At 72.3% G+C, this 20,402-nt stretch carries 21 protein-coding genes, 1 tRNA gene and 1 riboswitch; of the genes, 15 read left to right on the top strand and 7 right to left on the bottom strand.

Features of this window, described 5'->3' with window-relative positions; genetic code table 11:
- Window positions 1–31: 31 nt before the first annotated feature.
- The 7 genes from AB0K05_RS04105 to AB0K05_RS04075 all read left to right on the top strand — a co-directional run bounded on the left by AB0K05_RS04105 (window position 32) and on the right by AB0K05_RS04075 (window position 7,389).
- Entirely contained in the window at window positions 32–1,402 is a 1,371-nt protein-coding gene (locus AB0K05_RS04105; RefSeq protein ID WP_271275891.1) for a glutamine synthetase family protein, read from the top strand.
- 44 nt (window positions 1,403–1,446) lie between these two features.
- A complete protein-coding gene (locus AB0K05_RS04100; protein ID WP_364226737.1) occupies window positions 1,447–2,739 on the top strand; it encodes an aldehyde dehydrogenase family protein in 1,293 nt (430 codons plus the stop codon).
- Between the two features lie 4 nt (window positions 2,740–2,743).
- Window positions 2,744–3,508 (top strand): 3-oxoacyl-ACP reductase, encoded by a 765-nt coding sequence (locus AB0K05_RS04095; RefSeq protein ID WP_364226459.1) that lies wholly within the window; start codon window positions 2,744–2,746, stop codon window positions 3,506–3,508.
- Window positions 3,505–4,233, top strand: a complete 729-nt coding sequence (locus AB0K05_RS04090) for a gamma-glutamyl-gamma-aminobutyrate hydrolase family protein (protein ID WP_364226456.1) — start codon at window positions 3,505–3,507, stop codon at window positions 4,231–4,233. The genes AB0K05_RS04095 and AB0K05_RS04090 overlap by 4 nt, the downstream gene beginning before the upstream one ends.
- Window positions 4,234–4,250: 17 nt before the next feature.
- Window positions 4,251–4,348: riboswitch (glycine riboswitch) on the top strand.
- A 130-nt stretch (window positions 4,349–4,478) separates the two neighbouring features.
- Window positions 4,479–5,570: a glycine cleavage system aminomethyltransferase GcvT gene (gcvT, locus tag AB0K05_RS04085; protein WP_364226453.1), complete on the top strand. Its 1,092-nt coding sequence runs from the start codon at window positions 4,479–4,481 to the stop codon at window positions 5,568–5,570.
- Window positions 5,567–5,956 carry a glycine cleavage system protein GcvH gene (gene gcvH, locus AB0K05_RS04080; RefSeq protein WP_364226450.1) on the top strand — a complete coding sequence of 130 codons (390 nt, stop codon included), beginning with the start codon at window positions 5,567–5,569 and terminating at the stop codon, window positions 5,954–5,956. Before gcvT ends, gcvH begins: the two co-directional genes overlap by 4 nt.
- Window positions 5,957–6,012: 56 nt before the next feature.
- Window positions 6,013–7,389, top strand: coding sequence for an L-serine ammonia-lyase (locus AB0K05_RS04075; RefSeq protein ID WP_364226447.1), 1,377 nt, complete (start codon window positions 6,013–6,015; stop codon window positions 7,387–7,389).
- A 39-nt stretch (window positions 7,390–7,428) separates the two neighbouring features.
- On the opposite strand, the gene AB0K05_RS04070 is transcribed toward AB0K05_RS04075, so the two are convergent.
- Entirely contained in the window at window positions 7,429–7,938 is a 510-nt protein-coding gene (locus tag AB0K05_RS04070) for a hypothetical protein (protein ID WP_219546552.1), read from the bottom strand.
- Window positions 7,938–8,537 (bottom strand): DUF6286 domain-containing protein, encoded by a 600-nt coding sequence (locus tag AB0K05_RS04065; protein ID WP_148033850.1) that lies wholly within the window; start codon window positions 8,535–8,537, stop codon window positions 7,938–7,940. The genes AB0K05_RS04070 and AB0K05_RS04065 overlap by 1 nt, the downstream gene beginning before the upstream one ends.
- A 138-nt stretch (window positions 8,538–8,675) precedes the next feature.
- Between AB0K05_RS04065 and AB0K05_RS04060 the strand changes: the two genes are divergently transcribed.
- Window positions 8,676–9,866, top strand: a complete 1,191-nt coding sequence (locus AB0K05_RS04060) for an amino acid deaminase/aldolase (RefSeq protein WP_364226443.1) — start codon at window positions 8,676–8,678, stop codon at window positions 9,864–9,866.
- Window positions 9,867–9,896: 30 nt separating this feature from the next.
- On the opposite strand, the gene AB0K05_RS04055 is transcribed toward AB0K05_RS04060, so the two are convergent.
- The gene (locus tag AB0K05_RS04055; RefSeq protein ID WP_148033852.1) at window positions 9,897–10,226 is read right to left on the bottom strand and encodes a DUF3618 domain-containing protein; all 330 of its coding nucleotides are present in this window, start codon (window positions 10,224–10,226) and stop codon (window positions 9,897–9,899) included.
- A 112-nt stretch (window positions 10,227–10,338) separates the two neighbouring features.
- On the opposite strand from AB0K05_RS04055, the gene bcp reads away from it, so the two are divergent.
- The 3 genes from bcp to AB0K05_RS04040 all read left to right on the top strand — a co-directional run bounded on the left by bcp (window position 10,339) and on the right by AB0K05_RS04040 (window position 11,421).
- Complete coding sequence (bcp, locus tag AB0K05_RS04050; RefSeq protein ID WP_364226440.1) at window positions 10,339–10,812, top strand: thioredoxin-dependent thiol peroxidase; 474 nt, start codon at window positions 10,339–10,341, stop codon at window positions 10,810–10,812.
- Window positions 10,813–10,875: 63 nt separating this feature from the next.
- A complete protein-coding gene (locus AB0K05_RS04045) occupies window positions 10,876–11,358 on the top strand; it encodes an HNH endonuclease signature motif containing protein (protein ID WP_219546549.1) in 483 nt (160 codons plus the stop codon).
- Window positions 11,349–11,421 (top strand) — tRNA-Leu (locus tag AB0K05_RS04040). The genes AB0K05_RS04045 and AB0K05_RS04040 overlap by 10 nt, the downstream gene beginning before the upstream one ends.
- A 59-nt stretch (window positions 11,422–11,480) precedes the next feature.
- Here the strand turns inward: AB0K05_RS04040 and AB0K05_RS04035 are convergent.
- Entirely contained in the window at window positions 11,481–12,434 is a 954-nt protein-coding gene (locus AB0K05_RS04035) for a 2-hydroxyacid dehydrogenase (RefSeq protein WP_271279078.1), read from the bottom strand.
- A 63-nt stretch (window positions 12,435–12,497) separates the two neighbouring features.
- On the bottom strand, window positions 12,498–12,896 hold the full coding sequence (locus tag AB0K05_RS04030; RefSeq protein WP_345482634.1) for a hypothetical protein: 399 nt from the start codon (window positions 12,894–12,896) through the stop codon (window positions 12,498–12,500).
- 146 nt (window positions 12,897–13,042) lie between these two features.
- Between AB0K05_RS04030 and AB0K05_RS04025 the strand changes: the two genes are divergently transcribed.
- From AB0K05_RS04025 to AB0K05_RS04010, 4 genes are all read left to right on the top strand, one after another.
- Window positions 13,043–14,209, top strand: a complete 1,167-nt coding sequence (locus AB0K05_RS04025; protein WP_364226435.1) for a sensor histidine kinase — start codon at window positions 13,043–13,045, stop codon at window positions 14,207–14,209.
- A gap of 19 nt (window positions 14,210–14,228) precedes the next feature.
- Complete coding sequence (locus AB0K05_RS04020; RefSeq protein ID WP_222709198.1) at window positions 14,229–14,879, top strand: response regulator transcription factor; 651 nt, start codon at window positions 14,229–14,231, stop codon at window positions 14,877–14,879.
- A 108-nt stretch (window positions 14,880–14,987) separates the two neighbouring features.
- Window positions 14,988–15,731: an ABC transporter ATP-binding protein gene (locus AB0K05_RS04015; RefSeq protein ID WP_364226432.1), complete on the top strand. Its 744-nt coding sequence runs from the start codon at window positions 14,988–14,990 to the stop codon at window positions 15,729–15,731.
- Between the two features lies 1 nt (window position 15,732).
- A complete protein-coding gene (locus tag AB0K05_RS04010) occupies window positions 15,733–18,216 on the top strand; it encodes an FtsX-like permease family protein (RefSeq protein ID WP_364226429.1) in 2,484 nt (827 codons plus the stop codon).
- Window positions 18,217–18,413: 197 nt separating this feature from the next.
- Here AB0K05_RS04010 and AB0K05_RS04005 read toward each other — a convergent pair whose 3' ends face one another.
- Together AB0K05_RS04005 and AB0K05_RS04000 are read right to left on the bottom strand one after the other, a co-directional pair.
- Window positions 18,414–18,683, bottom strand: a complete 270-nt coding sequence (locus AB0K05_RS04005; protein ID WP_148033860.1) for a hypothetical protein — start codon at window positions 18,681–18,683, stop codon at window positions 18,414–18,416.
- On the bottom strand, window positions 18,680–19,333 hold the full coding sequence (locus AB0K05_RS04000) for a toxin glutamine deamidase domain-containing protein (RefSeq protein WP_364226426.1): 654 nt from the start codon (window positions 19,331–19,333) through the stop codon (window positions 18,680–18,682). Before AB0K05_RS04000 ends, AB0K05_RS04005 begins: the two co-directional genes overlap by 4 nt.
- Between the last annotated feature and the right edge of the window lie 1,069 nt (window positions 19,334–20,402).

Genomic DNA, 20,402 nt, shown 5'->3' with positions numbered 1-20,402 from the left:
AAACCGCCTCCTGCGAGATCGGAGCCAGCACGTGAGCGAGCGGTCCAGTCATGGCTTCCTCACCGTCGACGAGCTACGGCAGGAGGTCGCGGCGGGCCTGGTCGACACGGTGCTGCTGGCCATCGCCGACATGCAGGGCCGCCTCCAGGGCAAGCGCCTGTCCGCGCGCTACTTCCTCGACGAGGTGCTGCACCACGGCTCCGAGGGGTGCAACTACCTGCTCGCCGTCGACGTCGACATGAACACGGTCGGCGGATACGCGATGTCGTCCTGGGATCGCGGGTACGGGGACTTCGTGATGCGGCCCGACCTGTCGACGCTGCGGCGGGTGCCCTGGCAGGAGGGCACCGCCCTGGTCATGGCCGACCTCACCTGGGAGGACGGCGGCGAGGTGACCGCCTCGCCGCGCCAGATCCTCCGCCGCCAGCTCGCCCGGCTCCAGGAGCGCGGTTTGCGCGCCTGCGTCGGCACCGAGCTGGAGTTCGTCGTCTACGAGGACTCGTACGAGGGAGCCTGGAACCGCGCCTACCGCGACCTGACCCCCGCCAACCTCTACAACGTCGACTACTCGCTGCTCGGCACCGCCCGCGTCGAGCCGCTGCTGCGCCGCATCCGGCGCGACATGGAGGGCGCGGGCCTGTACGTGGAGTCCGCCAAGGGCGAGTGCAACCCGGGCCAGCACGAGATCACCTTCCGCTACGCCGAGGCGCTGGTCACCTGCGACAACCACGCCGTCTACAAGAACGGCGCCAAGGAGATCGCCGCCCAGGAGGGCAAGTCGATCACCTTCATGGCCAAGCCGAACGACCGCGAGGGCAACTCCTGCCACATCCACATCTCGCTGCGCGGGGCGGACGGCGAGCTGGTGATGGCGGGCGACGGGCCGCACGGGCTCTCGCCGCTGGGTCAGCGGTTCATCGCCGGTCAGCTCGCCTGCCTGCGCGAGCTCACCCTCATGTACGCGCCCAACATCAACTCCTACAAGCGGTTCGTGCCCGGCAGCTTCGCGCCCACGGCCGTCAAGTGGGGCGTCGACAACCGCACCTGCGCGCTGCGCCTGGTCGGCCACGGCCCCTCGCTGCGGGTGGAGAACCGGGTGCCGGGCGGCGACGTCAACCCGTACCTCGCGGTGGCCGCGCTGGTCGCGGCCGGCCTGCACGGCATCGACGGGGAGCTGGAGCTGGAGGAGGCGTTCGAGGGCAACGCCTACACCTCCGGCGCCGAGACCGTGCCGCACACCCTGCGCGACGCGCTGGCCCTGTTCGAGGGTTCCAAACTGGCCGGGGAGGAGTTCGGGGAGGACGTGGTGGCCCACTACGCCAACAACGCGCGGGTCGAGCTGGCGGCCTTCGACGCGGCGGTGACCGACTGGGAGATGTTCCGGGGATTCGAGCGCCTGTGAAGATCATCAATCCGGCGACGGAGCAGGTCGTGGCCGAGGTCGAGATGGCCGGGGCCGCCGCGGTCGACGAGGCCGTGGCCAGGGCCGCGAAGGCCTACCGGGAGTGGCGCGAGGTGGCCCCGGGCGACCGGGCGCGGCTGCTGCGCGGCTTCGCCGACCTGGTCGACGCGCACGCCGAGGAGCTGGCGATGCTGGAGGTGGCCAACGCCGGCCACCCCGTCGGCAACGCCCGCTGGGAGGCGGCCGCCGTCCGCGACGTGCTCCACTACTACTCCGGCGCTCCCGAGCGCAACCACGGCAGGCAGATCCCGGTGCCCGGCGGCGTGGACGTCACGTTCCAGGAGCCGCTGGGTGTGGTGGGCGTGATCGTGCCGTGGAACTTCCCGATGCTGATCATGTCGTGGGGCGTCGCGCCTGCCCTCGCGGCGGGCAACACGGTCATCGTCAAGCCCGCCGAGCAGACCCCGCTGACCGCGCTGCGGCTGGCCGAGCTGGCCCTGGCGGCGGGCCTGCCCGAGGGGGTGCTCCAGGTCCTGCCCGGGGCAGGGGAGGTCGCGGGCGCCCGGCTGGTCGAGCACCCCGGCGTCGCCAAGATCGTGTTCACCGGCTCGACCGAGGTGGGCAAGGAGATCGCGGCCAAGGCCGCCGCCCACGTCAAGCGGCTCACGCTGGAGCTCGGCGGCAAGTCGGCCAACATCGTCTTCGCCGACGCCGACGTCGCCAAGGCCGCCGCCGCCGCCCCGTACGCGGTCTTCGACAACAGCGGTCAAGACTGCTGCGCCCGCTCCCGCGTGCTGGTGCAGGAGAGCGTGTACGACGAGTTCCTGGAGCGGTTGTCGGAGGCGGTGCGCGGGCTGCGCGTCGGCGACCCGCTCGACCCCGCCACCGAGATGGGCCCGCTGATCAGCGCCGAGCACCTGGAGCGGGTCCGCGGCTTCGTCGCCGACCCGTACCTGCAGGGCTCGTGCCCGCAGGGCCGCGGCTACTGGTTCCCGCCGACGGTGCTGACCTCGAACGTCACCGACCGGGCGTTCACCGAGGAGATCTTCGGCCCGGTCGTGTCCGTGGTGCCGTTCGCCGGCGAGGCCGACGCGGTCCGCATCGCCAACGACACCCGCTACGGCCTGTCCGGCTCCATCTGGACCCGCGACATCGGCCGGGCGCTGCGGGTGGCCCGCGCGGTCGAGTCCGGCGCGCTCTCGGTCAACTCCAACTCCTCGGTCCGCTACTGGACCCCGTTCGGCGGCTTCAAGGAGTCGGGGCTCGGCCGCGAGCTGGGCCCCGACGCGCTCGCCGCCTTCACCGAGACCAAGAACGTCTTCATCTCAACGGAGTAGCCCTATGCAGCGTTTGCTGGACCGCGTGGCCGTCATCACCGGAGCGGGCAGCGGCATCGGCCTGGCCACCACGCACCGGTTCGCCGAGGAGGGCGCCAAGGTCGTCTGCGTCGACATCGACGAGGAGGCTGGCGCCAAGGCCGCCACCGAGGTCGGCGGCCTGTTCGTCAAGGCCGACGTGACCAGCGAGGACGACGTGGCGCGGATGTACGAGACCGCGTTCGAGACCTACGGGAGCGTGGACGTCGCGTTCAACAACGCGGGCATCTCGCCGCCCGACGACGACTCCATCCTGGAGACCGGCATCGACGCCTGGCGCCGGGTCCAGGAGGTCAACCTGACCAGCGTCTACCTGTGCTGCAGGCACGCCATCGGCTACATGCGCCGCCAGGGCAAGGGCTCGATCATCAACACCGCCTCGTTCGTGGCCGTCATGGGGTCGGCGACCTCGCAGATCTCCTACACCGCTTCCAAGGGCGGGGTGCTGGCCATGTCGCGCGAGCTGGGGGTGCAGTTCGCCCGCGAGGGCATCCGGGTCAACGCGCTGTGCCCGGGGCCGGTCAACACGCCGCTGCTCCAGGAGCTGTTCGCCAAGGACCCCGAGCGGGCGCAGCGGCGGCTGGTGCACGTGCCGCTCGGCCGCTTCGCCGAGGCGTCGGAGATCGCGGCCGCGGCCGCCTTCCTGGCCAGCGACGACGCGTCGTTCATCACGGCGTCGCAGTTCCTGGTCGACGGGGGGATCTCCGGCGCGTACGTGACGCCGCTGTGAGCCGGCCCGTCATCGGTGTCAGCACCTACGTCGAACCCGCCCGGTTCACGGTGTGGGACCTGCCCGTGGCGCTGCTGCCGTACATGTACGTGGAGCAGGTGACGCGGGCGGGCGGGCAGCCGGTGCTCATCCCGCCGGCGGGCGATCCGGCTGCGCTGGTGACCCGGCTGGACGGGCTGATCCTGGCGGGCGGCGGGGACATCGACCCGGACCGGTACGGCGCGTCGCCCCACCCCCGCACCGACTACATCCGGAAATTTCGTGACACCGCCGAGTTCGCCCTGATGACCGCGGCCCTCGAAGCCCGGACCCCCTTCCTGGGCGTCTGCCGGGGTCTCCAGGTCCTCAACATCGCCCTGGGCGGCACCCTCCACCAGCACCTCCCCGACGTCGTCGGCCACACCGGCCACTCCCCCGCCCCCGGCCGGTTCGGCCCCCTCCCCGTGCGCCCCGCCGCCGGCAGCAAGCTCGCCAAGATCCTCGGCGGCGCCCCGGTCACCGTGCCCCACTACCACCACCAGGCCGTCGACCGCCTCGGCACGGGCCTGACGGTGACGGCCACCTCCGAGGACGGCACGATCGAGGCCGTGGAGCTCGACTCCCACCCGTTCGCCGTCGCCGTCCAGTGGCACCCGGAGGCCGCCGACGACTGTGCGCTCTTCGAAGCTCTGGTCGCGCACGCCGCGGAGTTCGCGGACGCGACAATTCACCCCGAAGGCCATTAGGCTTGCCACATCACCGTCGAAGCCGTGCGGGAGAGCGCCCTGACAGCCGGTCGGGGCCCCTGAAGGAGCAAGCCCTCCCCGCGAACCTCTCAAGGCAAAGGACCGTACGGCCGAGGTGTCCTCTGGAAAGCAGGTCCGCGCGACCTCGCCGAAGGTGAAAGTCCGGAAAAAAGCCGGGTGAAGCTCTCAGGCACCGACGACAGAGGGGGAGGATCCCGGCATCCGATCCTGTCCTGAGGTGCGACATGTCACGACCGACGCCGCTGAGAGACGTGCACGAGTCTCTCGGCGCCACCCTGACCGACTTCGCCGGCTGGCTCATGCCGCTGCGCTACGGCAGCGAGTCCGCGGAGCACAACGCGGTCCGCCAGGCGGCCGGGCTCTTCGACCTGTCGCACATGGGCGAGATCTTCCTCACCGGCCCGCAGGCGGCGGACGCCCTGGACTACGCCCTGGTGGGACACCTGTCGGCGCTGGCGACCGGGCGGGCGCGCTACACGATGATCGTCGACGAGCGCGGCGGGGTGCTGGACGACCTCATCGTCTACCGGCTCGGCGACGAGGAGTTCATGGTCGTGGCCAACGCCTCGAACGCGGGCAAGGTCGCGGACGAGCTGATGACCCGCGCCAAGGCTTACGACGCGCGGGTCGAGGACCGCTCCGACGAGTACGCCCTCATCGCCGTCCAGGGCCCGCGCTCCCAGGAGATCCTCGCCACCCTCACCGACGCCGACCTGGCCGGGCTCAAGTACTACACCGGCCTGCCCGGCAGGGTCGACGGGCGGGAGGCGCTCATCGCCCGCACCGGCTACACCGGCGAGGACGGCTTCGAGCTGTTCGTGGCCGTCCAGGACGCGCTGCCGCTGTGGCACGCGCTGACCGCCGCCGGCGAACCGTACGGGCTGAAGCCGGCCGGGCTGTCCAGCCGTGACACGCTCCGCCTGGAGGCGGGCATGCCGCTGTACGGCAACGAGCTGAGCGCGGAGCTGACCCCGTTCGACGCGGGGATGGGCAGGGTGGTGAAATTCGACAAGCCGGGCGACTTCGTGGGCAGGTCGGCGCTGGAGGCGGTCAAGGACACCCCGCCGCGGCGCCGCCTGACCGGGCTGGTCGCGCGCGGCCGCCGGGTGCCCCGCCACGGATACCCGGTGACCAAGGACGGTGCCGTCGTCGGCGAGGTCACCAGCGGCGCGCCCTCGCAGACGCTGGGCAAGCCCATCGCGCTGGCCTACGTCGACGCCGGCATCGACGCCGGCGAAGGTCTGGCCGTCGACATCAGGGGCAGGCAAGAACCCGTGGACGTGGTCGAGCTGCCCTTTTACAGGAGGAACAAGTGAGCAACATCCCTGACGACCTGAGCTACACCAAGGAGCACGAGTGGATCTCCGGCCTGGAGGACGGCCTGGTCGCCACGATCGGCATCACGGCCTTCGCCGCCGAGGCCCTCGGTGACGTGGTCTTCGTGCAGCTCCCGGAGGTCGGCTCGACCGTGGAAGCCGGGGACTCGATCGGCGAGGTCGAGTCCACCAAGTCCGTGAGCGAGATCTACACGCCTGTCGGCGGCGAGGTGGTCGAGGTCAACCAGACCCTGGTGGACGACCCGTCGCTGGCCAACAGCGACCCGTACGGCGAGGGCTGGATGTTCAAGGTGCGCGCCGACGGCGACGCCGCCGACCTGCTCTCCGCCGAGGAGTACGCCGCCCTCACCTCGGGCGAGTCCTGACCCACCCGCCGGGGCCCGGCACCGGGCCCCGGCCCCGCGCGTGAAAGGCGCCATCAATGGCGATCAGCGTCTTCGACCTCTTCAAGATCGGGATCGGCCCGTCCAGCTCCCACACCGGCGGCCCGATGGCCGCCGCCCACCGGTTCGCGCGCGGCCTGCACCAGGACGGGCTGCTCGGCCGTACGGCGCGCGTCGAGGCCATCCTGTACGGCTCCCTCGGCCTGACCGGCAAGGGCCACGGCAGCGACAAGGCCGTCCTGCTGGGCCTGTCGGGCGAGAAGCCCGAGCTGGTGGACGTCGACACCGTGGACGAGCGGCTGGCCGCGATGCGCGAGTCCGGCACGGTCCGGCTGTTCGGCGAGCGGGAGATCCCGTTCGTGATCGGTGAGGACCTGGTGTTCGAGCGCAAGATCTCGCTGCCGGAGCACCCGAACGGCATGCGCTTCACCGCCTACGACGAGGCGGGCGGGAGCCTGCGCGAGAAGGTGTACTTCTCCGTCGGCGGCGGCTTCGTGGTCGACGAGACCGCCACCGGCGCCGATCGCATCAAGCCGGACGACACGGTCCTGCCCTACCCGTTCACCACCGGCGAGGAGTTGCTCAAGCACTGCTCGGCCACCGGCCTGTCGATCTCCGGGCTGATGCTGGAGAACGAGAAGGCGTTCGGCCTCGGCGAGGACGAGATCCGCGCCCGCGTGCTCGACCTCTGGCGGGTCATGACGGAGTGCGTGCGGCGGGGCATCGCCAAGGAAGGCGTGCTGCCCGGCGGGCTCAAGGTCAAGCGCCGCGCCCACCAGCTGCACCGCCGCCTGCAGGCCGAGTCCGCCGAGAAGGACCCGCTGCAGGCGATGGACTGGGTGTCGCTGTTCGCCCTGGCCGTCAACGAGGAGAACGCCGCCGGGGGCCGCATCGTCACCGCCCCCACCAACGGCGCGGCCGGCATCATCCCCGCCGTGCTCACGTACTACTCCCGCTTCACCCCGAACGCCGACGACGACGGCGTGATCCGCTTCCTGCTGACGGCGGCGGCGATCGGCGTGCTGTTCAAGGAGAACGCGTCCATCTCCGGCGCCGAGGTCGGCTGTCAGGGCGAGGTCGGCTCGGCCTGCTCGATGGCCTCGGCGGGGCTCACCGAGGTCCTCGGCGGCACCCCCGAGCAGGTGGAGAACGCCGCCGAGATCGGCATCGAGCACAACCTGGGCCTGACCTGCGACCCGATCGGCGGCCTGGTGCAGATCCCGTGCATCGAGCGGAACGCGGTCGCCTCCATCAAGGCCATCACCGCGGCCCGCATCGCGCTGCGCGGCGACGGCCGCCACCACGTGTCGCTCGACAAGGCCATCAAGACCATGCGCGACACCGGCAGGGACATGCTCGACAAGTACAAGGAGACCTCGCGCGGCGGCCTCGCCGTGAACGTCATCGAGTGCTGAGACGCTTCGGAGCCGGCCGGATCCCAGGCAGTGTGAGGTCTAGCGACGGACGTGGATGCGGACCACCGCGCCCAGCTCGTCGTCGCGGACCTCACGCCGGATGCGGCCGACGATCTCCCGGTCCAGCTTGCCCACCACCGCACCCACGTCCGCCCCCGGCGGGCAGGAGAGCGAGATCCGCAGCCGGGCCGTGCCTTCCAGCTCGCCGAGCACCCGCACCGCCGCCCGCGACAGCCCTTCCACGTCCTTCAGGCCCACGCAGAGCATCGCCGTACCCGTGCCGGACCGCGTCCCGAACCGGCCCCAGCCGAGGCTCAGCAGCAGCCACCGGAGCGTCACCAGCGCGAGCACCACCAGCACCAGGGCCACCAGCCACGGCACCCACGGCTGCCCGCTCAGAGCGTCGGCGGTGCGCTCCGGCAGCACCCTGGCCCGCGGCGACAGCCCGCGCAGATGGCCCTGGCCGCGCAGCCAGGCGAAGCCGCCGGCGATCAGCAGCACCGCGCCCACCACGGCCAGCCCCAGGCGGTTGCCTCCGTACTGCCGCATCACAGCCCCTTCCTGCGCAGCCGCACCACGACCTCACCCGTGCCGAGCGTGCCCAGCCCTGCGAGCCGGTCGCCCACCGCGGTCCCCACCTGCCTGAGCATCGCGCCCGACGACTCGGGGCCGGTCACCACGGTGACCTCGATGCGCCGCCTGCGCAGCCGTACCCTGACCCGGTCCACCCCGTCGGCCTGCCGCGCGACCTCGCGCAGCGTGCGGCGCAGGCCGGAGCGGGTGATGCCGATGACGATCAGCGGATCCGTGGTCTCCACGGGTACGAGCCTGCACCGGCCCGGCAGCACCGCCAGCAGGAGCAGGCCCACGCCCAGGCCCGCGACCCCCAGCGCGGGCGCCGACAGATCCTTCCACGACGACGCGGACGCCAGCGCGGCGGCCTCGTCGATCGGCACCAGGCCCAGGGGCCGGGCCCACAGGCCCGCGACGATCTCCGCGGCGAGGAGCCCGAGCCCGGCGGTCAGCAGCGCCGCCACGGCCACACCGGCGGGCGTTCTGGCCGGCCGGAGCACCCGGCGGGATCTGCGGACCGGGGAGTCGCGCACCGTGGCGGAGGTACCGGGCAGAAGCTGCTGGAGCGTGGTCATCACAACCATCAGAGGTACACGGGCGAGGCTCCCGCTCGACCGTGTCCCCGCCGCCCGTTTGCAGGATCATTACGGGCCACGCGATCAATGCGAATCAGCCTCATGTTCAATTGCCGGTTATGCCGTTACGCTGCCGGTATGGACGACCGCCAGCGCTACGACCGTGCCACCGCCGCGCTCGAGCCGCCGTTCGCCATCCTCGACCTGGCCGCGATGCGCGCCAACGCCGCGAGCATGGTGCGCCGGGCCGCGGGCAAGCCGATCAGGGTGGCCACCAAATCACTCCGATCCCGGCCGCTGCTGGAGCGGGTGCTGGCCATCGACGGCTTCCGCGGCCTGATGGCGTTCACCCTCCCCGAGGCGCTCTGGCTCGCGTCGCGAGGCCGCACCGACATCCTCGTCGCCTACCCCACCGCCGACCGGCAGGCCCTCGCCGCCCTGGCCGCGGACGCCGACGCCGCCCGGCACATCACGATCACCGTCGACTCGGCCGACCACCTCGCCTACCTGGACCAGGCGCTCTCCGGAGTCCACCCCCGGCACGAGATCCGGCTCTGCCTCGACATCGACGCCGGCTTCGTCGCCCTCGGCGGCCGGTTCAGGGCCGGCGCGCTGCGCTCCCCCGTCCGCGACGCCGACCAGGCCGCCCGCCTGGCCGCCGACATCGCCAAACGCCCCGGCTACCGGCTGGCGGGACTGCTCGCGTACGAGGCCCAGATCGCCGGCGTCGGCGACGCCCCCCAGAGCGCCGCCTACGGCCGCGTCGTGCGGCTCATGCAGACCCTCTCGGCCAGAGAGCTCGTGATGCGCCGCGGCCGCATCGTCAACGCCGTCCGCCAGGTCGCCGACCTCGAGTTCGTCAACGGCGGCGGCACCGGCTCCATCGAACGCACCGTACGCGAGAAGGCCGTCACCGAGGTCGCCGCCGGATCCGGGCTCTTCCACCCCAGGTTGTTCGACTTCTACCGCGGCTTCACCGGCCACCCCGCCGCGATGTTCGCGCTCCCCGTCGTGCGCCGTCCCTCAACTGACACCGTGACCGTGCTCGGCGGCGGCTACATCGCCTCCGGCCCTCCGGGGACCGGCCGCGCGCCCCAGCCGTACCTGCCCGCCGGCCTGCGCTACAGCCGCGACGAGGGCGCGGGCGAGGTGCAGACCCCCCTCACCGGCCAGGCAGCCGAGGACCTGCGCGTCGGCGACCGCGTCTGGTTCAGGCACGCCAAGGCGGGCGAGCTGTGCGAGCGCTTCGACACCCTCCACCTCGTCGACGGCGACACCGTCGTGGAATCCGTGCCGACCTACCGCGGCGAGGGCAGGACGTTCCTCTGACCGCTTACCGCCGCCGTGTTCCTCTGACCGCTACCGGCGCCTGCGCCGCCGCCACAGCACCACGGCCGCCCCCAGCACCAGCACCGCGCCCACCCCGATCAGCACCGGGGCCAGATCCGGCGGCTCCTCGTCCCACAGCCGCTCAGGGTCCTGCCCCAGCTCCACCGGCCGCGGCGACATGCCCAGCGCGTCACTCACCTGCGCCACCAGGTTGCCCGCCCTGGTCTTCACATCCGCCACCGTGCGCTCGGCGACCCGCTTCGGGCTCACCCGGTCGGCGATGGCATCCACCGTCTGCGCCAACTCCGCGCGCGTCCGCGCGATCCGCCGCTCCAGCTCATCAGGATCGGTGTCAGCCATGACTCTCCTTCCGGCGCGCTCCTGCTCGTGACGATCAGTCTGTCAGGTCATCACCCCGGACGGCACGCCAGCCCGGCCGGTAGGTTCTCCAGGAGAACCACGGGAGGACCTGATGACCGAATCCAAGCTCGCGCCCGGCGACGCCGCGCCCGAGTTCACGCTGCCCACCTCCGACGGCGGCAGCGTCTCTCTCGCCGACCACCGCGGCAAGCGCGTGATCCTCTACTTCTACCCCGCCGCCATGACACCCGGCTGCACCAAACAGGCCTGCGACTTCCGCGACAACCTCGGCCAACTCACCGACGAGGGCTACGTCGTCCTCGGCGTCTCCAAGGACAAGCCCGCCAAACTCGCCAAGTTCGCCGAACGCGACGCCCTGACCTTCCCGCTCCTGTCGGACCCCGAGCTGGAGATCCACAAGGCGTACGGCGCGTTCGGGCTCAAGAAGCTGTACGGCAAGGAGGTCGAGGGCGTCATCCGCTCCACCTTCGTCATCGACCCCGCCGGAAAGATCGAACAGGCGCTGTACAACGTGCGAGCCACCGGCCACGTCGCAAGCCTCAAGAAGAAACTCGGCCTTTCCTGACCAAAAGGACTTCGCTCGTCCGCAAACACTGAAACTGTCGGCCGGCTTTTCTAGCTTTACGACATGGCCGCTTATCAGAAGTACACGCGAGAGATGCTCGCCGAGGCGGCGGCGACTTCTCTCAGCGTTGCCGATGTGCTCCGCCGCCTGGGCATCAGATGGACCGGCGGCAGTCATGCACACATCAGCCGCCGGCTGAAGCACTTCGCCATCGACACCTCCCATTTCGTGGGGAGGGCGCACGGCAAGGGCAGGAGATCTCCCACCCTGCGCCCCTATCAGGAGATCCTCGTCCTCCGCCCGCCGGCGTCCATCCGCGAGAAGGCGCCCGCGCTGCGCCGGGCGTTGCGGGAAGCCGGGCTGCCCTACGCCTGCGCAGGCTGTAGGATTGACGGCACGTGGCAGGGAAAGCCGCTCACTCTCCATGTCGACCACATCAACGGTGATTGGCTCGACAATCGACAGGAGAATTTGCGATTCCTCTGTCCGAATTGCCATTCTCAGACCGCCAACTTCGCGGGCAGGGGAAAGGCGAAGGGGCCGTAGCCCAATGGCAGAGGCACAGTCTTTAGGTGGCTGGCAGTGTGGGTTCGAATCCCATCGGCCCTACATTTTCCTTCATTCTCGCCGGCAGATCGTGCTCCCTGCGTGGCGATTTCTGCTGTAGATCACGAGACCGTGTTGGCCGGTCGTTCACCGCGGGCGTACTGGGCTATCTGAGCGGCGGCCACCTGCCAGGCGCGGGCGTCCGCCTGGGGGACGTCGCCTGCCACGTGCGGGGTGATGAGGACCCCGGGGGTGTGCCAGAGGGGGTGGTCCGGGGGAAGGGGTTCGGGGTCGGTGACGTCGAGGATGGCGCGCAGGCGGCCGGTGCGGGTCTCGGCGAGCAGGGCCTGGGTGTCGACGACGGGGCCGCGGGCCGCGTTGAGGAGGATGGCGCCGTCCTTCATGGCCGCGAGGAAGTCCTTGTCGGCGAGGTGGTGGGTGCCGGGGGTGAGGGGCAGCATGAGGGCGACCACGTCCTGGGCGGGCAGGAGGGCCGGGAGGTCGGCCATGGTGACGACGCCGGGGCGGGGGTGGCGGGCCATCATCGTGATGTGCGGGCCGAACGGCTCCAGGCGGGCGCGGAGCTGGACGCCGAGGTCGCCGGCGCCGAGGATGAGCACCCGCTTGTCCCAGAGCGTCTCGGCGACGTGCGGGTTCCAGCGGGCGGCGGCCTGGTCGGCGGCGAAGGCGGGCAGGTCGCGGGCGACGGCCAGCAGGGTGGCGGCGGCCCATTCGGCGACGGCGGGGCCGTGGGCGCCGCGCGCGTTCGACAGGGTGACGTGGGCGGGCAGGCGGCCGGTCCAGTTGTCGGTGCCGGCGCTGAGCGTCTGCACGAGCCGGAGCGCGGGCAGCCGGTCGACGAGGGCGAGCACGCGGTCCACCGGGCGGGAGGGGATGACCATGACCTCAGCCGCCTCGGCGCCTTCCGGCGGTTCGTCGCGCACGTCGTACAGGAGCGCGGTGACGCCGTCGACGGCGGCGAGCGCGTCGAGGCCGCGCGGCTCGGGCACGAGGGCGATGAGGGGCTGGTCGGACGCTTCGGACTGGGCGGGCGTGATGGGCTCTTGTGTCGGCATGGTGTTCCCGGGGTTCGGCTGCCACGGGTTCATTCCCCGTATCGGATCGGAGAACCTGGGGATCTAGCCGACGCGCGTCGGGAGGGGCGCCGGTTCGAGGTCGCAGATGACGCGGCCCTCGATGCGGAGGCAGACCGGCGGGCGCTCGCCGGGCCGCTGCCAGGAGTCCGTCGGGCCGGGGCGGGCCCAGAGGGCGCCGGTCAGGGCGACGGCGCCGCCGCCGATGAGGCCGCCCACGACGAGGCCGGCGAGCCCGGCGCCGACGACCTGGGTCTGCTTGCGGCGCAGGAAGTCGCGGAGGGTGGGCTTGGCGGGCGGTGCGGGCAGAGGGCCCCAGCCGGGGCCGGAGTACGGGCCAGGCCCGAGATCACCGTAAGGCGTGGGGCGGGTGTCCCGGCGGTTCGGGTCGCGCGGTGGTTCCTCTTCACCGCGCGACCCGGCGTCACGATCATGATCCGCCATCACGATCTCCCTTTACTCGCCCCGGAGGGCGCTCCCGGGAACTAGATTGCCGCAGCACCCGTAAGCGTGGCGTAAGACCTGGGTTGTACGCGTACTTCCCCCTCAAGGCTGAGCCGAGTGGTTGGCGGCATCCGTATCGTGAGGATGTGTTCGGCAAGGTGAGGGCGTGGTCGGCGCGCCGCGGGAGGCTGATGGACGCCCTCCGGGTGGCGCCCGTCGCGGTGCTGTGCCTGCTGCCGGCGGTCCCGCAGGTGTTCTACGAGCCCGGCGGGGTGACCGGCTACGTCTTCTTGACGCTGGTGCTGCTGGCGCCGCTGTTCGTGTGGTGGCGGCGGCCGGTGGCGGCGTTCGCGGGTGTCGCGCTGGTGAGCTTCGGCCAGTGGGCGGCGAGCGTGGACGTGCTGCCGGCCAACTTCGTGGTGCTGGTGGCGCTCTGGGCGGTGGCCGCGCGGAGCTCGTTCCGGTGGGCGCTGGCCGCCCTGCTGGTGGCCGAGCTGGGGGTGTTCCTGGCGCTGGTGCGGTGGGACACGCCCACGCTGGGCATGTTCACGACCGGTTCGATCCTCGTGGTGACGGTCTGGCTGGCCGGGCTGTACGCGAGCACGCGCAGGCGCTACCTGGAGAGCCTGGAGGAGCGGGCCAGGCGGGCGGAGCTGGAGCGCGACCAGCGGGCCAAGATGGCCGCGGCGGCCGAGCGGGCGCGGATCGCCAGGGAGCTGCACGACGTGGTGGCCCACCATGTGAGCGTCATGGTGGTGCAGGCCGACGGCGCGGGTTACGCGATCGCCTCCGACCCGGAGCAGGCCCGGCTGGCGGTGCGGACGATCTCCCGTACCGGGCGGGAGGCGCTGGCGGAGATGCGCAGGCTGGTGGGCGTGCTCAGGGAGGACGAGGGCGCGGGCGGGGGCACCGACTACACGCCGCAGCCGGGGCTGGCGCAGCTGGAGGACCTGGTGCGCGGGGCGGGCGTGCCGGCCACGCTGCGGGTCACGGGCACGCCGGGCGAGCTGCCGGAAGGGGTGCAGCTCGCCGTCTACCGCATCGTCCAGGAGGCGCTGACGAACGCGCTCAAGCACGGCGGCCCGGACGCGCGCGCCCTGGTGGAGCTGGATTGCCGCGGCTCCGAGCTGGTGGTGCGGGTGACCGATGACGGCAGGGGGGCGGCGGCGCCGCTCGCCTCCGGCGGCCACGGGCTGGTGGGGATGCGGGAGCGGGTCGGCATGTACGGCGGGGAGGTCTCGGCGGGGCCGCGGCCGGGTGGCGGCTTCGAGGTGCTGGCCAGGCTGCCGGTGCCGCGGGTCAGGGCGGCTTAGGGAGGTCGGGGTGGACCAGGTGATCCGGGTGATGCTGGTGGACGACCAGGAGCTGCTGCGGGCCGGGTTCCGCATGGTGCTGGGCGCGCAGCCCGACATCGAGGTGGTCGCCGAGGCGGGCGACGGGCTGCGGGCGGTGGAGCTGCTGCGGTCCGTCGAGGTGGACGTGGTGCTCATGGACGTGCGCATGCCGCGGATGGACGGGGTGGAGGCGATCGGCCACATCAGGGGGCCGAAGGTGCTCATCCTGACGACGTTCGACCTGGACGAGTACGCGTTCGCGGCCATCAGGGCGGGGGCCTCGGGCTTCCTGCTGAAGGACGTGCCGCCGGCGGAGCTGGTGAGCGCGATCCGTTCGGTGCACGCGGGTGACGCGGTGGTGTCGCCGCGCACGCTGAAGCGGATGCTCGACCGGTTCGCCGTCCACCTGCCGTCGGAGGCGCCGGCCGCGGCGGCGGAGCTGACGCCGCGCGAGCGTGAGGTGCTGCTGATGGTGGCGCGAGGGCGCTCCAACCTGGAGATCGCCGCCGAGCTGGAGGTGGCGGAGGCCACGGTGAAGACGCATCTGGGGCGGGTGCTGGCCAAGCTGGGGCTGCGGGACCGGGCGCAGGTCGTGGTGTACGCGTACGAGGCGGGCCTGATCGTGCCGTCGCATCGGCCGAACGGCTGAGTGGGGTCGTCTGGCGTCGCAGGAGAAGTCCCTCCTCAGGGCCCATGGATCACGAAATTTCCGGCCATAGCGTGAGTCGCGTTCTTCAGATGCCAACGAGGAGTGGACGTGACTTTCACGAAGACCCGGCACCCCGCCGTGGTGGCCGAGGCGCTGACCAAGGTGTACGGCGAGGGCGACGCCCGGGTGCACGCGCTGCGCGAGGTGGACGTGTCCTTCGGCACCGGCGCCTTCACGGCCATCATGGGCCCGTCGGGCTCGGGCAAGTCCACGCTGATGCACTGCCTGGCGGGCCTCGACACGGCCACCTCCGGCACCGTGCGCGTCGGCGAGGTGGAGCTGACCGGGCTCGGCGACAAGCGGCTCACGCTGCTGCGCAGGGAGCGGATCGGCTTCGTCTTCCAGGCGTTCAACCTGCTGCCCACGCTGAGCGCCGAGGAGAACATCCTGCTGCCGCTGCGGATCGCCGACCGCCGGCCCGACCAGGTGCTGTACGACCGGGTGATCGACACCGTGGGGCTGCGCGACCGGCTGGGGCACCGGCCGGCGGAGCTGTCCGGCGGCCAGCAGCAGCGGGTCGCGGTGGCCAGGGCGCTGATCAGCAAGCCGCAGGTGATCTTCGCGGACGAGCCGACGGGCAACCTGGACTCGCGCAGCGGCGCGGAGGTGCTGTCGTTCCTGCGCACGTCGGTGCGCGAGCTGGGGCAGACGATCGTCATGGTGACGCACGACCCGATGGCGGCCTCGTACGCCGACCGGGTGGTGTTCCTGCGTGACGGCCGGCTGGTGGACGAGCTGTCCGCGCCCACGCCGCAGACGGTGCTGGACACGCTGATGAAGCTGGAGGCGTGAGGTGCTGAGGACGGCTCTCGCCGGGCTGCGCGCGCACCGGCTCCGGCTGCTGCTCACCTCCCTGGCGATCATGCTGGGGGTGGCGTTCATCGCCGGCACGTTCGTGCTGAACGACACCATCCAGGCCGGGTTCGCCGAGCGGGTCACGGCCGACGCCGAGAAGGTCGCGGTCGCCGTACTGCCGGAAGGTCCCGGGGAGCGGATCGGGCCGGAGGTGCTGGAGCGGGTGCGCGCCGTGCCGGGCGTGCGCGAGGCCGTGGGGCTGGTACGGGGCAGCGCGCCGCTGCTGGGCCAGGACGGCAAGGCGGTCGGCGGCATGCCGACCACGGCCGTGTCGATCGTCCCTGGGGCGCTGGACCGCACGACGATCGTCAGCGGCACCGGCCCCGGCTCCGACGACCACGCGGCGGTGCTCGACGAGAACACGGCCGAGGCGGCGGGCTTCCGGGTCGGCGACACGATCAAGGTGCTCGACAGCCGGGGGCGCGAGCACGTGTTCCGGCTCGTCGGCCTCCTGGACCCGGGCCTCGACCAGGAGCTCGCCTACACGGGCGCGGTCGGCTTCACCACGGCGACGGCGCAGCGGATGACCGGCGCCGAGGGCTTCGCCGAGATCGACGTCGCCGGAGACGACCCGGCCGCGCTCAAGCCGGCCGTGGCGGCGGCCGCGGGCGCCGGGCACCAGGTGCTGACCGGCGAGGAACTGGCCGCCGACCTGGCCAGGCAGGCCGGGCTGGAGATGCGCACGCTGACGGTCGGGCTGCTCATGTTCGGCCTGGTGGCGATGGTGGTGGCCGCGCTGGTCATCTACAACACGTTCGGCATCCTGGTGGCGCAGCGCACCCGCGAGATGGCGCTGCTGCGTTGCATCGGGGCCACCCGCGGGCAGGTGTTCGGCTCGGTCCTGATCGAGTCGGCGGTGGTCGCCGTGGTGGCGTCGGTGACCGGGCTCGCGGCCGGGTACGGGCTGGGCGCGCTCACGCTCGCGGTCCTGGGCGCCCTCGACGCGCCGCTGCCGACCGAGGCGGCGCTCGCGCTGTCGCCGGAGACGATCGCCGTCGGCCTGGGCGTGGGCCTGGCCGTCACCGTCGGCGCCGCGGTGCTGCCCGCGCGGACCGCCACCCGGGTCGCGCCGGTGGCCGCGCTGCGCACGCAGGTGGAGGAGCGGACGTTCCGCGCGGGCGTGCCGCGGATGGTCTTCGCCGCCCTGTTCCTGCTGGCGGGGCTCGGCGCGGGCGGCGCGGGGGCGCTGGTGCTGCCGCCGGGCGAGCAGACGTCGCTGTTCGTGGTGATGGCGGGCGGCGTGCTGACCTTCCTCGGCGTGCTGATCCTGGGGCCGGTGCTGGTCAGGCCGCTGAGCGCGGTGCTCGGCTGGGTCCCGGCCAAGCTGTTCGGGGTGCCGGGGCGGCTGGCCGTGGACAACTCGGGCCGCAACCCCAAGCGGGCCGCGACCACGACCGTGGCGCTGACGATCGGGGTGACGCTGATGACGCTGATCTCGGTGGTCACCGCGTCCACCCGGGCGACGGTCACGGACAAGCTGGACGAGCAGTTCCCCGTGGACTACGCGCTCATGACCCAGGGCCGCGAGGGCGGCATCCCCCGGTCGGTCGGCGAGGAGCTGAAGGACCGGCCGGAGTTCGCCGCCGTGCTGCGGGTCCGCGACACCGCCGCGACGGTGGGCGGTGTCAGGGTGCGGGTCGGCACGTACGAGGGTCCGATCAGCCCGAAGCTGGTCTCCGGCGCGCTGCCCGAGCTGTCCGCCGGGCAGGTGGCGGTGGCCGCGCACGCCGCGCGTGACCTGCGCGTGGGGGTCGGCGACACGGTACGGGTCGGCCCGGGCTCCGGGGCGGTGCCGCTGGAGGTGGTGGCGGTCGTGGACGACGAGTCGCCGCTGCCGACGCTCGCCCTGGCCCCGGGGCAGTTCGCGGAGCTGTTCGGCGACGTCCAGGACAGCCGGGTGCTGATCGATATCGCGGACGACGTGGCGCCCGAGCGGGCGCGGGCCGTGGTGGAGGCGGCCGCGGCCGCCCACCCGACGGTCCAGGTGCAGAGCTCGACCGAGGTGCGCGAGGAGTTCGACCAGACGCTGGACATGCTGCTGATGATCATCACCGGGCTGCTCGGGCTGTCGATCCTCATCTCGCTGCTCGGCATCGCCAACACGCTCTCCCTGTCGGTGCACGAACGGGCCAGGGAGTCGGCGCTGCTGCGGGCGCTCGGGCTGACCAGGGCGCAGCTGCGGCGGATGCTGTCGGTGGAGGCGCTGGTGTTCGGGCTCATCGGCGCGGTGGTCGGGGTGGCGCTCGGCCTGGTGTTCGGGTGGGCGGCCATGCGGGCGATGCTGGACGGGGCGGTCTTCACCGCGTCGCCGTGGCAGATCGGGCTGTTCGTGCTGCTGTCGGGGGTGGCGGGCATGGTGGCCGCGGTGCTGCCGGGCCGGCGTGCGGCCAGGGCGTCGATCGTGGGATCGCTGGCAGGCTGACCCTTCTGGCCACAAACCCGGATAAATCAGTTATAGGCGGTCAAATCCGGATATGTGTAGCTCGGTTGCGCGCGGGACCTTCGCTCTCGCGTGCCCGAGGGAGGCCGGGCGTCCATGGGGGCGACGCCCGGCCTTGCCCTAGTTTCCAGCGTTTCTATGGCGGAGGGGCGCTTTTTCCGTACTTCGTATGGCAGCGCTCAGCGAGGGTGGCGGCCGGGCCAGAGGTCGGCGACCGACTCCGGGTCCAGCAGAGGGCGGGCCACCACCTCTCCCGAGGACCTGTCGATGACGACGCACCCGCCGCCGATCGTGTCCGGCAACCGGGCCGGGTCGTCGGGCTCCGGCTCGCGCGCCCACGCCACGTACCCGTCACCGAACCCGTAGATCCCCACCGGCAGCGCCTCCTCCTGCGGGCGCACCCCGTTGAAGTACTCCTCCGCCAGCGCCCTGGCCTGGTCGAGGTTCATCGCGGCTGCCCCTGCCTGTCGAGGATGACGCAGAACACCCCGGTCACGGTGGTGTAGAGGGGTTCGACGGCCATGTGACCACGCTGGGCGTCGATCCAGATGACCTCGTCCAGGTAGTTGACCGCGTTCCAGGCGTGCGACCCGCCGGCGGGCCAGCGGACCACGATGATCGCCGACGCGCCGTGACCCGCCTCCCGCAGGCGGCGGGCCAGCATCGGGTACGCGTGCCGCCCCTGCCCGGCGTACTGGAAGCGCTGCCCCGCCCAGCGTTCCATCCGCGCCGTGCTGCCCGCCTCTCCGGTGACCAGCGGGCGCCCGATGGCGTCGTACTCGGGCGTCCTCGGCGCCGCGGCGGCCGGTTCCCCGTGCCAGGTGGACAGCACGGCCAGTGCGCAGTCGGCGGCGTTCGAGGCCCGGAACGGGTCGTCGGCCGGCCCGCCGCCGTTGATGAGCCGCACCCAGGTGCCGCGCGGGTCCGGGAACCTGGCGCCCGGCTCCACCGCCATCGCCAGGTCCTGCTCCACCTGCGGGTCCGGCCGCGCCAGCCCGCCCGGCGCCCCGTACGACCTGCTCCCGGCCAGCTTGGGCGGCCGATGCGGCCAGTCGAACCAGTCATACTCGGCGACCCCCCGCCTGACCCCCGTATCCACCCCATCGGCCCCGAGACCGCCGGGCGCCAACCCTTGATCGAAGACCCCACCGACCGGCAACCCCTGATCGAAGAGACCGCCCGGCGCCGACATCTGATCGAAGAGACCGCCCGTATCCAACCTCTGATCGAACGGCCCGGCAATCGCCGGCCCCTCACCGTACGGCCCGGCAGTCGCCGACCCGTGATCGAACGGCCCGGTAGTCGCCGGCCCCCGACCAACCGGCCCGGTGCCTGCCAACCCGTGATCGGGAGGACCGGCGATGGCCGCCCCCTGATCGAGAGGATCAGCGGTGGGAGGCTCGTGGTCGTACGGGCGCATGGGGGTGGGCCAGGACGTCGGCCCACCGGCCCGTACGGGACCGCCGCTCTCTCCTGCGGACGGTGCCGGTGCACCGCCGTCGGTCGTCATCCGCGTCTGGAGGAAGCTCACCGGAGGGACAGCGGGCGCGACGGCCTGACCGTCCGCATCGCGTTCACGCTGTTCGAACGGCCGCGAGTCGCCATCCTCTTCGTCGCGTTCGCGCCGCTCGAACGGCGGCGAGCCGCCACCCTCCGGAGCCTCTGCTTTCCCGCCGGACTCGGCAGGCCGGGGTGTCGCACTCCCGAACCCGCCGTTCTCCCACGCCCCGGCACCTTGGGTACCGGCCCTCCCGGCACCAGGCGGGTCGGCGAGGTTCTCCTGCGGCACCGGCCACCCGGAACCCCGGGCCACCGTCGCCGGACCCCGCTGACCAGAACCTCTGACAGGCGAACCGTCCCGCCCCGCATCGCCCCACCGAAACGACCTTCCGGCAGGCGGACCGTCACTCCCCCGCCCCGCCGCGCCCTCAACAGGCGACGCACCAGCATCCGCGCCACCCCGCTGACCGGCACCTCCGGCGGGCGAACCACCAGAATCCGCACCACCACCCCACGTCGGATCTCCCGCAGACGGACCGCCGGCACCGTCACCGACCCGCTGACCAGGACCGCTGGTGGGCGAACCATCAGAATCCCCACCACACCACGTCGCGGGCGGAGCGGCGCCGTCGTTGTCCTGCCGCCACACCGGGGCGTCGCGGTCCCGC

Source organism: Nonomuraea sp. NPDC049486, assembly GCF_040676925.1.
Lineage (GTDB): Bacteria > Actinomycetota > Actinomycetes > Streptosporangiales > Streptosporangiaceae > Nonomuraea > Nonomuraea ferruginea.
This window is presented reverse-complemented; position numbering and strand designations above follow the sequence as displayed.